Source organism: Pseudomonas sp. B10(2017), assembly GCF_002113295.1.
GTDB classification, from domain to species: Bacteria; Pseudomonadota; Gammaproteobacteria; order Pseudomonadales; family Pseudomonadaceae; genus Aquipseudomonas; species Aquipseudomonas pudica.
The window spans coordinates 1-12,498 of sequence record NZ_NEJU01000027.1 but is presented as its reverse complement, the minus strand read 5'-3'; the positions used below and the strand labels follow the sequence as shown (position 1 = coordinate 12,498).

At 63.1% G+C, this 12,498-nt stretch carries 10 protein-coding genes and 1 pseudogene; 5 read left to right on the top strand and 6 right to left on the bottom strand.

Features of this window, described 5'->3' with window-relative positions:
• The first annotated feature begins 253 nt into the window (after positions 1-253).
• On the top strand, positions 254-1,021 hold the full coding sequence (locus CAF92_RS24080) for a hypothetical protein (protein WP_085602130.1): 768 nt from the start codon (positions 254-256) through the stop codon (positions 1,019-1,021).
• A 127-nt stretch (positions 1,022-1,148) separates the two neighbouring features.
• Here CAF92_RS24080 and CAF92_RS24075 read toward each other — a convergent pair whose 3' ends face one another.
• Entirely contained in the window at positions 1,149-1,631 is a 483-nt protein-coding gene (locus CAF92_RS24075) for a GAF domain-containing protein (RefSeq protein WP_085602129.1), read from the bottom strand.
• On the bottom strand, positions 1,632-2,519 hold the full coding sequence (locus CAF92_RS24070; RefSeq protein ID WP_085602128.1) for an ATP-binding protein: 888 nt from the start codon (positions 2,517-2,519) through the stop codon (positions 1,632-1,634).
• 195 nt (positions 2,520-2,714) lie between these two features.
• Between CAF92_RS24070 and CAF92_RS24065 the strand changes: the two genes are divergently transcribed.
• Positions 2,715-5,072 (top strand): response regulator, encoded by a 2,358-nt coding sequence (locus tag CAF92_RS24065; RefSeq protein WP_046615475.1) that lies wholly within the window; start codon positions 2,715-2,717, stop codon positions 5,070-5,072.
• Here CAF92_RS24065 and CAF92_RS24060 read toward each other — a convergent pair.
• Entirely contained in the window at positions 5,062-5,550 is a 489-nt protein-coding gene (locus CAF92_RS24060; protein ID WP_015269382.1) for a glutathione peroxidase, read from the bottom strand. The genes CAF92_RS24065 and CAF92_RS24060 overlap by 11 nt on opposite strands.
• 13 nt (positions 5,551-5,563) lie before the next feature.
• Entirely contained in the window at positions 5,564-5,959 is a 396-nt protein-coding gene (gene msrB, locus CAF92_RS24055; protein WP_015269381.1) for a peptide-methionine (R)-S-oxide reductase MsrB, read from the bottom strand.
• 167 nt (positions 5,960-6,126) lie between these two features.
• On the opposite strand from msrB, the gene CAF92_RS24050 reads away from it, so the two are divergent.
• Both CAF92_RS24050 and htpX read left to right on the top strand, forming a co-directional pair.
• Positions 6,127-7,338 (top strand): pyridoxal phosphate-dependent aminotransferase, encoded by a 1,212-nt coding sequence (locus CAF92_RS24050; RefSeq protein WP_013971543.1) that lies wholly within the window; start codon positions 6,127-6,129, stop codon positions 7,336-7,338.
• A gap of 277 nt (positions 7,339-7,615) precedes the next feature.
• Positions 7,616-8,503, top strand: a complete 888-nt coding sequence (gene htpX, locus CAF92_RS24045; RefSeq protein ID WP_003259721.1) for a protease HtpX — start codon at positions 7,616-7,618, stop codon at positions 8,501-8,503.
• A 169-nt stretch (positions 8,504-8,672) separates the two neighbouring features.
• Here the strand turns inward: htpX and CAF92_RS24040 are convergent, their stop codons facing one another.
• Entirely contained in the window at positions 8,673-9,323 is a 651-nt protein-coding gene (locus CAF92_RS24040; RefSeq protein WP_085602127.1) for a thiopurine S-methyltransferase, read from the bottom strand.
• Positions 9,324-9,424: 101 nt separating this feature from the next.
• Here CAF92_RS24040 and CAF92_RS24035 point away from each other — a divergent pair, with 101 nt between their 5' ends.
• Complete coding sequence (locus CAF92_RS24035) at positions 9,425-10,192, top strand: class III extradiol ring-cleavage dioxygenase (RefSeq protein WP_085602126.1); 768 nt, start codon at positions 9,425-9,427, stop codon at positions 10,190-10,192.
• 152 nt (positions 10,193-10,344) lie between these two features.
• On the opposite strand, the pseudogene CAF92_RS24025 reads toward CAF92_RS24035, so the two are convergent.
• Positions 10,345-12,058: pseudogene (locus tag CAF92_RS24025) on the bottom strand (DEAD/DEAH box helicase).
• Positions 12,059-12,498 lie beyond the last annotated feature (440 nt).

Sequence of the window (12,498 nt, the reverse complement as noted above, 5' to 3'; positions counted from 1 at the left end):
AAATCAATGACTTCCGGGTAGGTAGGGGTGCAGTTGCGGGCCGGGTTGTCGATATAGAGAGAGGGGTACCTGCACCGCCCTCTTCGCGGCTAAAGCCGCTCCCACAAGGACCGCACGAAGCCTGAGGGCGGTGCGATCCCTGTGGGAGCGGCTTTAGCCGCGAAGAGGCCGATACAGGTATATAGCCGCTGTTCGTCCCCAGACGAACTCACTACACTCAAGGGTGTAATTCTTCTTCAATGAGGCATTAACGGTGACACCACTTCTGATCACCCTGCTCATCGTGGCGGGTATCGCGTTGCTGATCGTGATCGGCTACCTAAACAATGTGGTCGAGAACGGCAAGCTAGAGCGCGCCAGGCTGAAGGTCGAGCTGGCCGACCGCCTGCGCCGCTGTGGCGAAATCACCGAGACCTTCCCAGGCCAGTTCATGACACCGGCGCTGAAGTTGCTGCTGACCCGCCTGGAGCTCAACCTCAACCAGCGTCAACTGGCGATGGACAAGCACAATGCCGAAATCAAGGCGCGCATCGCCGAACTGGAGAGGCTGATTGCCCAGGGCGGGCAGATACCGGTGAACAACCCGCCCAACCCGATCCAGACCGAGATCAAGGCCAAGGATGTGCGCTTCCTGCTGGAGGCGTTGCACAACCAGGTGACCCGCGCCGCCCAGGAGGGCTTCCTGCCCACGCCCGAGGCAAAGCAATGGGTCAAGGAAATCCGCCATATCCTGGTGCTGTTGCATATCGAGTTCTTCAACAACCTAGGCCAGCAGGCCCTCCAGCAGAACCAGCCAGGCCAGGCGCGACTTGCGTTCGAGCGCGGCGTGCAGTACCTGCGCAAGCAGCCGGAACCAAAGGTTTATGAGGAGCAGCTTACGTACCTGGAGAAGCTGCTGGCCCGGGCCAACGCCCAGGTGCTGGACCGCATGGCTCCGGCGGAGGACGAGCAGAATGAACTGACCCAGGGGCTCAAGACCGATGAGGAAGAGACCTGGAAGAAGAAGGTGATGTACGACTGATGCTTTAACCTTTACCGGCCTCTTCGCGGCTAAAGCCGCTCCCACGGGGACCGCCTCGCCCTCAGGCTTGATGCCATCCTTGTGGGAGCGGCTTTAGCCGCGAAGAGGCCGGTAAAGGCAACGACCATCAGCAGTCGGTCAGCTCCAGGAAGATCGCCGCCAACCGCTCCAGCCCCACCTGATCCACCTCACTGAAGCGCCCAAGCTTCGGGCTGTCCAGGTCCAGCACACCAATCAACCTGCCCTCCTTCACCAGCGGGATCACCAGCTCGCTGTTGGACGCGCTGTCACAGGCAATGTGCCCCGGGAACGCATGCACGTCCTCCACCCGCTGGGTCTGCCGAGTGGCCGCTGCCGCTCCGCACACACCCTTGCTGAACGGGATGCGCACGCACGCCACCTGGCCCTGGAACGGGCCCAGCACCAGTTCTTCGTTGCGGTTGAGGTAGAAGCCCGCCCAGTTGAGGTCGTCCACCTGGTTATAGAGGAATGCCGAAAACTGCGCGGCATTGGCGATGAAGTCACGCTCGTCGGCAAACAGCGCCTGCACTTGCGCCGCCAGCAGGTTGTAGCCGTCGAGGCCGGCGCCACTGGCATTGAGGTCGATCATTTACTTTTGCTCCAGCAATTGCAGCCCGACCCAGTAGCGGGCGAACTGATAGGCACAACGGCCATTACGGTTACCGCGGCCGGTGGCCCAGCGCACGGCGAGGATGTCGAGTTCTTCGCTGCGCTGCCAGGCCAGGCCGGCAGTTTGTGCGAGCTGGCCGATCCAGTGCTCGACCACGTTCAGGAAGTGTTCCTGGGTGAAGGGGTAGAACGACAGCCACAGGCCAAAACGGTCGGACAGGGCAATCTTGTCCTCCACCGCTTCGCTGGGGTGAAGCTCGCCGTCCACGCGCTTCCAGTTCTCGTTGTCGCTTTCCTTCTCCGGCACCAGGTGGCGGCGATTGGAAGTGGCGTACAGCAGCACGTTGTCCGGAGCCTGCTCGAGTGAGCCGTCGAGCACGCTCTTGAGCACCCGGTAGTCGCCCTCCCCGGCTTCGAACGACAGGTCGTCGCAGAACAGGATGAAGCGCTGCGGCAGTTTCTGCAGTTGCTCGACCACCCGTGGCAGGTCGGCCAGGTGGTCGCGTTCGATTTCGATCAGGCGCAGGCCGGCACCGGCGTGCTCGGCCAGCAGGGCACGTACCAGCGACGACTTGCCGGTGCCGCGCGAGCCCCACAGCAATGCATGGTTGGCTGGCATGCCGTTGATGAACTGATGGGTGTTGCGGCCCAGCTGGTCACGCTGATGGTCGACGCCAATCAGGTCGCTGAGGCGAATGTCCAGGCTTACTTCCAGCGGCAGCAGGTAGCCGCTGCGGCCATCGCGCTGCCAGCGCGCGGCCAGGGTGGTGGCCCAGTCGATGTTCGGACGTGTTGCCGGCAACAGGGGTTCGAGGCGGGCCAGTACCGATTCGGCGCGGTCCAGGAAAGCAATCAAGCGAGCGTCCATGACGACTCCTACGAATTTCAGTTTTTTTGGGGCCGCTTCGCGGGCTTGCCCGCTCCCACAGGCACACCACAAATCTCAAGGGCAGTGGTATACCAGTGGGAGCGGGCGCGCCCGCGAAGGGGCGCAAAGCGGCCCCCGCTTGGCGATCAACTGAAATGAACAGACAGACCCACCAGCAGCCGGGGTTGATCGGCTATGCTTGCGCAGCGCAAGGGACGTGAAACCGGCTCGGGACACATGGATATCAAGTTCACCAATCGCCTGTCATACAAGCAAGCCCGGTTGACAGTCCTGGTCGGCTTCATCCTGGGAACATTGCTCAGTCTCATCCAGATAGGCATCGATTATGCCAGCGAAGACGCGTCCATCAACCGCGAAGTGCGCGCCTTGCTGCAAATCAGCCACAACCCGGCCTCGCGCATTGCCTACAACATCGATTCGGAACTGGCGCTGGAGCTGACTCGCGGCTTGCTGGAGTCGCCGGCAATCATCCGCGCGCGGCTGAGCGACAACAACGAAACGGTGCTGGCCGATGTCGAGCGGCCGCGCCTGCAGGACCGCTACCGACCGCTCAGCGACTTCCTGTTCGGCGAGCAGCGCCAGTTCAAGGAGCGCCTGTACCTCACCCATATGCCCGACGAGGACCTCGGCACGCTGTACCTGGAGGTGGACACCTACGCCTTCGGCAGCCGCTTCCTCGACCGCGCCGGCATAACCCTGCTCAACGGCTTCGCCCGCAGCCTGGTGTTGACCGGCATCTTGCTGGCGCTGTTCTACATGATGCTGACCAAACCGCTGGTGACAGTGATCGGCGCGCTCAGCGGCAGCGACCCGCGCAAGCCCCGACAAACCCGCCTGGCCTGCCCGCACGGCCACGAAAACGACGAGATCGGCGTACTGGTGAAAGTCGCAAACCAGCAGTTCGTCAGCATGGCCACCGAGATCGAGCAGCGGCGCACAGCGGAAAACCGCCTTACCCAGTACCTCAACGAGCTGGAAGATATCGTCTCGGCACGCACCAACGAGCTGAAAGCCAGCAACAACAGCCTGAGCCTGTCCAACCAGGAGCTGGAAGAAGCCCGACGCCGGGCGCTGGACATGGCCCAGGCACGCGCTGCCTTTCTCGCCAACATGAGCCACGAAATCCGTACCCCGCTCAACGGCATGCTCGGCATGATCGCCCTTGCCCTGGACAGCCCGCTACCCAGCGAGCAACGCCAGCAACTGGCGATAGCCCATGACTCCGGCAAGGTGCTGGTGGAATTGCTCAACGATATTCTCGACCTGTCCAAGTTCGATGCCGGCCAGCTGGAGCTGGAGCGCATTCCGTTCGACATGGGCTCGATGGTCGAGGACACCGCCAACCTGCTGTCGCAGAACACCGCGCAAAGCGTGGAGCTGACCTGCCTGATCGCCCGGGACTTCCCCAGCAGCGTGCTTGGCGACCCCACGCGGGTAAGGCAGATCGTCAGCAACCTGCTGTCCAACGCCCTCAAGTTCACCCGCTTCGGCCGCGTGGATGTGCGCCTGGCGACCATTGTCGGCGGTGTGCGCCTGGAAGTGCGCGACACCGGTATCGGCATCCCCGAAGAAGCCCAGGCGCGGATCTTCCAGCCGTTCACCCAGGCGGGCGCCGGCATCACCCGCCAGTTTGGCGGCACCGGCCTGGGCCTGGCGCTGACGCGCAACCTGTGCAAGGCCATGCAGGGCCACCTGCATATCAAATCCGACCCGGGCTTCGGCAGCCGCTTCACCGCCGAGCTGCCGCTGGCCGTGCACACCGAGGCCATCCCGCCATCCCCATTGCACGGGCGCGTGGCTGCGCTGAGCGCGGCCGGCAGCGGGCTCGATGAACTGCTGCAGGACCTTTTGCCCGCCTGGGGCCTTGATTATCAGCGCCATGACAGCAGCGCGGAGTTGGACGCCACGGCCATAGACCTGTTGATCACCGACAGCCTGGACCAGCTGTTCGAACTGCGCCCGGCGCTGAAGACACCGATCTTGCTGGTGACCGCCTACGGCAACTTCCTGCCCAGCGAACAGTCGGTCACCCTCGCCCCCCTGCACCAGCTGGCCCGGCCGCTGGCGCGCAACGCCCTGTACCAGACCTTGCGCCGCACCTTGCAGGGCCACGAGCCCGAACACCCACTGGCCACCCCGGCCATTACCCTGGAACAAGGCCGTGCGCGCATCCTGCTGGTGGAAGACAACCCGGTGAACCAGCTGGTGGCCAAGGGCATGCTGGCCAAGCTCGGCTGCCAGGTGCAGCTGGCCACCCAGGGCGCCGAGGCCCTGGAGCTACTGGAACAGGACGAGTTCGACCTGGTGCTGATGGACTGCAACATGCCGGTGATGGACGGCTACGAGGCCAGCCGGCGCATCCGCCAGAGCGGCCGCTGGCCCGATCTGCCGATCGTTGCCCTCACCGCCAACGCCATGCCCGAAGAACGCGAGCGCTGCCGCGCAGCGGGCATGAACGACTACCTGGCCAAGCCGTTCCGCCGTGAAGAGCTGCTGGCGCTGGTCGACCACTGGGTGCCTGTCAACGGCTGAGCAGTCGCTCGATATCCGCTTCCAGGGCCTGCGGCTTGGTGGTGGGGGCGTAGCGCGTTACCTGGCCAGAGGCCGGGTCGACCAGGAACTTGGTGAAGTTCCACTTGATCTTCTGGCTACCCAGAATGCCCGGGGCGCGCTGCTTGAGTTCGACGAACAGCGGGTGACTGCCGGGCCCGTTGACCTCGACCTTGCGGAACAGCGGGAAGCTCACACCAAAATTGCGCTCGCAGAACTGGGCGATTTCCCGTGCATCGCCCGGCTCCTGCTTGCCGAACTGGTTGCAGGGAAAGCCCAGCACCACCAGACCACGCGCGCGATAGGCCTGCCACAGTTGCTCCAGGCCCTTGTACTGCGGGGTAAAGCCGCACTGGCTGGCGGTATTGACCACCAGCAGCGCCTTGCCGGGGAAGTCGCCGAGCTTCTTGTGCTCGCCGCCCAGGGTCACGCAGGGGATGTCCAGTATCGATCCAGCCATGGTCGGGCTCCGGTCAGTCGCGCGGGCGCAGGTCGATGCACACCGAGTTGATGCAGTAGCGCAGGCCGGTCGGTGGCGGGCCGTCGGGGAACACGTGGCCCAGGTGCGCATCGCAGCGGGCACAGGTGACTTCGGTGCGGATCATGCCGTGGGAGGTGTCGCGGATCTCGATCATCGCGCTTTCTTCGATGGGAGCGTAGAAGCTCGGCCAGCCGCAGCCGGAATCGAACTTGGTCTGCGCATCGAACAGTGGCAGGCCGCAGCAGATACAGTGGTAGATGCCGTCACGGCGCTCGCTGTTGTACTTGCCGCTGAACGGCCGCTCGGTGCCCTTCAGGCGGCACACCTGGTACTGCTCGGGGTCGAGCATCGACCGCCATTGTTCCAGGGTTTTCTCGATCTTTTGCATGTAGGGACCTCGGCAGGCTGAATTTCACTGCGCACCGTCTTTTCCGGGGCGCGGGTGGCACGTATATTAGTTGGCTTCGTGTGCCAGGCGTTCAGTCTGGCACCCGCTTCCTGCCCTTTCAAACCTTTCGGCGGGGCGTAGCGCGTTTTCTCAATCGGGATCCCATCATGCAGTTCAGCAAATCGAACAAGCTCGCCAATGTCTGCTACGACATTCGCGGCCCAGTGCTCAAGCACGCCAAGCGCCTGGAAGAGGAAGGCCACCGCATCCTCAAGCTGAACATCGGCAACCCGGCGCCGTTTGGCTTCGAGGCGCCTGACGAAATTCTCCAGGATGTGATCCGCAACCTGCCCACCGCGCAGGGCTACAGCGACTCCAAGGGCCTGTTCAGCGCGCGCAAGGCGGTGATGCAGTACTGCCAGCAGAAGCAGATCGAAGGCGTTGGCATCGAAGACATCTACCTGGGTAATGGTGTGTCCGAGCTGATCGTCATGTCCATGCAGGCACTGCTCAACAACGGCGACGAAGTGCTGATCCCGGCCCCCGACTACCCGCTGTGGACCGCCGCCGTGAGCCTGGCCGGCGGCAAGCCGGTGCACTACCTGTGCGACGAGCAGGCCGACTGGTTCCCCGACCTTGAGGACATCAAGGCCAAGATCACCCCGAACACCAAGGCCCTGGTGATCATCAACCCGAACAACCCGACCGGCGCGGTGTACTCCAAAGAGCTGCTGCTGGGCATGCTGGAACTGGCCCGCCAGCACAACCTGGTGGTGTTCTCCGACGAGATCTACGACAAGATCCTGTACGACGAAGCCGTGCACATCAGCACCGCCTCGCTGGCCCCCGACCTGCTGTGCCTGACCTTCAACGGCCTGTCCAAGTCGTACCGGGTGGCGGGCTTCCGTTCCGGCTGGCTGATCATCTCCGGGCCCAAGCACCACGCGCAAAGCTACATCGAAGGCATCGACATGCTGGCCAACATGCGCCTGTGCGCCAACGTGCCGGCCCAGCATGCCATCCAGACCGCGTTGGGCGGCTACCAGAGCATCAATGACCTGGTGTTGCCGCCGGGCCGCCTGCTGGAGCAGCGCAACCGCACCTACGAGCTGCTGAACGACATCCCGGGGGTGAGCTGCGTGAAGCCGATGGGTGCGCTGTATGCATTCCCGAAGATTGACCCGAAGGTTTGCCCGATTCACAACGACGAAAAGTTCGTGCTCGACCTGCTGCTGTCGGAGAAGCTGCTTATCGTTCAGGGTACGGCGTTCAACTGGCCGTGGCCGGACCACTTCCGCGTGGTCACCCTGCCGCGAGTGGATGACCTGGAAGCGGCGATTGGCCGGATCGGCAATTTCCTGAAGGGTTATTCGCAGTAAGTGATGGCATCTTCGCAGCGCAAGGCTGCTCCTACAGTAGAACGCATGCCCCCTGTAGGAGCAGCCTTGCGCTGCGAATGGGCTGCAAAGCAGCCCCCGAAAACCCCTAAGGATGTTTCTTACATCCTGCAACGCTCTATCCCACAGCCCCCGCGCCATCCTCTGCCATACTCCGCCGTACACAGTTTGAAATAGTCGCCCGATTGAATCGGCACGGCCGGCCCCTTATATACCCCGCAGTAAGCGACAACTCATCCGTCAGGAGAACGTAACAACCATGATGCGCATTCTGTTGTTTGTAGCCACCAACCTCGCGGTGGTGCTGGTTGCAAGCATTACCCTGAGCCTGTTCGGTTTCAACGGGTTCATGGCCGCCAACGGGGTCGACCTGAATCTCAGCAGCCTGCTGGTGTTCTGCGCCGTGTTCGGCTTTGCTGGCTCCCTCGTCTCGCTGTTCATCTCCAAGTGGATGGCGAAGATGACCACCGGCACCCAGATCATCAGCCAGCCGCGCACCCGCCACGAGCAGTGGCTGCTGCAAACGGTGGAAGAGCTGTCTCGTGAAGCGGGCATCAAGATGCCCGAGGTGGGTATCTTCCCGGCATACGAGGCCAACGCCTTCGCCACCGGCTGGAACCGCAACGACGCTCTGGTCGCCGTGTCCCAGGGCCTGCTGGAGCGCTTCTCGCCCGATGAAGTGCGCGCAGTGCTGGCCCACGAGATCGGCCACGTGGCCAACGGCGACATGGTCACCCTGGCGCTGGTGCAAGGCGTTGTGAACACCTTCGTGATGTTCTTCGCGCGCATCATCGGCAACTTCGTCGACAAGGTGATCTTCAAGAACGAAGAAGGCCAGGGCATTGCCTACTACGTGGCGACCATCGTTGCCGAGCTGATCCTGGGCATTCTGGCCAGCATGATCGTGATGTGGTTCTCGCGCCGCCGCGAATACCGCGCCGACGAAGCCGGTGCTCAGCTGGCCGGTACCGCGGCGATGATCGGCGCCCTGCAGCGCCTGCGCGTGGAGCAAGGCCTGCCGGTGCACATGCCCGACACCATGAAGGCCTTCGGCATCAATGGTGGCCTGAAGCACGGCCTGGCCGGGCTGCTGATGAGCCACCCGCCGCTGGAAGACCGTATCGAGGCACTGCGCCGTCGCGGTTGATCCAACCGGTAGAAACAAAGGGCGACTTCGGTCGCCCTTTTTTGTACACCTGTGCCGGCCTCTTCGCGGATAAACCCGCTCCCACAGGTTCACCACATACCTTGAGGATTGTGCAGTACCTGTGGGAGCGGGTTCACCCACGAAAGGGCCAAGACAGGCTACACACCTGTCAGCGGCTGACTCGGCAAACCCGCTCCAACAAGCTCGATACCCCGGCCTGCAAAAACTTCGGGCTTTCTTCAATCACCTCCACAGCCTCCAGCTCATCCAGCTGCCACCCGGCAAACCCTTGTCGCAGCTCTTCATCTCCTACCGAAAACGGCGGCCCGCCCAGCAAGGATTGGTCATAATCCAGAGTAACCACCAACCCTTGGCAACCCGTCGGCAGCAAGCGCGACAACAACCGCATGTAAGCCACACGCATCTGCGAGGGCAAGGCAATCAACGCCGCCCGGTCATACAGCCCCGAGCAGTCGCCGACATCCTCTGCCTGCAACGCAAAGAAATCCCCACACCAGAGCTCGACGTCACCACTGCGCCAAACCTCGAAAGCCCCACGCTGCTGTACCTCGGCCTGCAGCCCATGCTCGCGGAAGAATGCCTCCACCGCCCGCCGCGACAGCTCTACGCCCAACACGCGATACCCCTGCCCGGCCAACCAGGCCAGGTCCAGGCTCTTGCCGCACAACGGCACCAGCACGCGGCTGCCCGGCGCAAGGCCAAGAGTTGGCCAATATTTCTGCAGATAGGGGTTCACCTGCGCCTGGTGAAAGCCGATCTGGTTGTCGGCCCACCGCTGCTGCCAGAACGCTGGCTCCATGATCACTCCCGATTTTTAGATGGTTTGTCGGTAAAAGTTGGTTTGGATTTCGATCTGTAGTTGATCGAAGATGTGTGCATCTTAACCGTCAGGAACCCGCCATGCTGCCCAGCCTGTTCATTTCCCATGGCTCCCCCATGCTTGCCCTGCAACCCGGCGCCAGCGGGCCGGCGCTGGCCGGGCTGGCCAACGCCCTGCCCCGTCCGAAAGCGATCGTGGTGGTGTCAGCGCACTGGGAAAGCCGCGAACTGCTGGTTACCGGCAGCGCACAGCCCGAGACCTGGCATGACTTCTACGGCTTCCCACCAGCGCTATATGCGGTGCAATACCCGGCGCCGGGTGACCCCACCCTTGCCGGGCAGGTCAGTGAACTGCTGCAGGCTACCGGGCTGCCAGCCCGGCTGGATGCGCAGCGGCCATTCGACCACGGCGCCTGGGTACCTCTGTCGCTGATGTACCCGGAGGCGAATATTCCGGTGGTGCAAGTTTCCCTGCCCAGCCACATGGGGCCGGCGCTGCAGGTCAAGGTAGGCCAGGCGCTGGCGGGTTTGCGCGGTCAGGGCGTGCTGTTGATCGGCTCGGGCAGCATTACCCACAACCTGGGCGAACTGGACTGGCATGCCGGGCCGGATGTGATCGAGCCATGGGCACTGGCGTTCAGGGATTGGGTGATGGAAAAGCTTCGGGCGGATGATCAGCAAGCGTTGCTGAATTATCGGCAGCAGGCGCCGTTTGCGGTGCGCAACCATCCCAGTGACGAGCATTTCCTGCCGCTGTTCTTTGCCCTGGGGGCTGGGGGCAAGTTCGGGGTGGTGCACCAAGGGTTTACCCTGGGGGCGTTGGGGATGGACATTTATCGGTTCGGCTGAAGGGCCTCTTCGCGGGTGAACCCGCTCCCACAGGGTCTCCACAGATTTCAAGGCTTGTGCTGTACCTGTGGGAGCGGGTTTACCCGCGAAAGGGCCGGCACAGGCAAAAAAAATCCCCAGCCAAAGCCGGGGATTTTTTCATTGCGCCAGGATCAATCCTCGCGGTAGCGACGCAGCTTCAGCTGCTTGCCAGCCACGCGGGTGTCCTTGAGCTTGGACAGCAGCTTCTCCAGGCCATCTTCCGGCAACTCGACCAGGCTGAAGCTGTCGCGCACCTGGATACGGCCGATGGCGTCACGGGCCAGGCCACCCTCGTTGAGGATCGCGCCCAACAGGTTCTTGGCAGCGATGCCGTCACGGGCACCCAGGGCAGTGCGGCAACGCACACGGCCTTCGGCCAGCGGCATCGGTGCACGGCGCTCGCGGTCACCACGCTCCGGGCGCTCGCCACGCTCACCACGTTCGGTACGCTCGCCACGCGGGGCGAAGCTCGGCACCAGCGGCTGCTCACGCTCTACCGCAGCCAGGTCCAGCGCCTGGCCATTGGTGGCCTTGCGCAGCAGGGCAGCAGCCAGGGCACGCGCGCTGCAACCCAGGTCGGCGGTCAGGCGGTCGAACAGCTCGCCGTGGGTGGCTTCCGCTTCGGCAACCAGCGGCGCCAGGCTCGAGGTCAGCTTCTTGATGCGGGCGTCCAGCACGGCCTGGGCATTCGGCAGGCGGGCTTCGGCAACTTTCTGCCCGGTTACGCGCTCGATCACCTGCAGCATGCGGCGCTCTCGCGGGGTGACCAGCAGCAGTGCACGACCATCGCGACCGGCACGGCCGGTACGGCCGATACGGTGTACGTAGGACTCCGGGTCGTACGGCATGTCGACGTTGAACACGTGAGTGATGCGCGGTACGTCCAGACCACGGGCAGCGACGTCGGTAGCGACAACGATGTCCAGGCGGCCATCCTTGAGCGAGTCGATCACACGCTCACGCTGGTTCTGGGCGATGTCGCCATTCAGCGCGGCAGCCTTGTAGCCCTTGGCTTCCAGCGCGGAGGCCAGGTCCAGGGTGGCTTGCTTGGTACGCACGAAGGCGATCAGCGCATCGAACTCTTCCACTTCCAGCAGACGCAGCACAGCCGGGATCTTCTGGTCAGCGTGGACCATCAGGTGGGCCTGCTCGATCGCGGTAACGGTCTGGGTCTTGCTCTGGATCTTGACGTGCTTGGGCTCGCGCAGGTGGCGTTCGGCGATCGAGCGGATCGACGATGGCAGAGTGGCGGAGAACAGCACGGTCTGGCGGCTGGCAGGGATGGCATCGAAGATCACTTCGAGGTCGTCCATGAAGCCCAGCTTGAGCATCTCGTCGGCTTCGTCCAGTACCAGGTACTGCACGGTCGACAGGACTTTTTCGTCACGACGCAGGTGGTCGCACAGGCGGCCCGGGGTGGCCACGACGATTTGCGCGCCGTTGCGGATCGCACGCAGCTGTGGGCCCATCGGGGCACCACCGTAGACGGCGACCACGTTCACGCCCGGCATCTGCTTGGCGTAGGTTTCGAAAGCGGTAGCAACTTGCAGCGCCAACTCGCGGGTTGGCGCCAGGATCAGGGCTTGCGGTTCGCGCTTGCTCACATCGATCTTGTTGAGGATCGGCAGGGCGAAGGCAGCGGTCTTGCCGGTGCCAGTCTGCGCCTGGCCGATCATGTCGTGACCGGCGAGGATGATCGGGATCGATTGTTGCTGAATGGCGGACGGCTCTTCGTAGCCGGTCGCCAGAACGGCAGCAACAATATTCGGATTGAGATCGAGAGCGGCGAAGCCGCCGGTTTCCTGGGTCATGGGTCTGCCTCTAGGTGCATCCGCAAAGACCCATGCTCCAAAGCTGCACAAGCCATGAAAGACCGACAGGTCACCCAGGCAGCTTTGGCGGCGGGGATTTGCGAAAACGATTGAAAAAGATAAACGTGGGAAAGTCCGCCTAGCGGACGTGCAGCCGAAGCTGGACTCGGAGGGTTTACACCACCTGATTTTGCGGTCCGCTAAAAGACCGGCGCGTACTATACCCGAAATCGTGCGCAGACGTGAGGAATATTTTCAGGGTGCCTGGCCAGTGTCGGGCCATCAACCACCAGGAGCTGAATCGATAATTCTTTATTGCCTTTATCGGCTCATCGCCGGCAAGCCAGCTCCCACAGGGACAGCCAACGCGGTCGGTGTGGGAGCAACTGTCTTGCTCAATTTCTAAAAGCTGGCGTGATCCCTGTGGGAGCGGGCTTGCCCGCGAACACGGGCGAAGCCCGTGCCATCCATCGC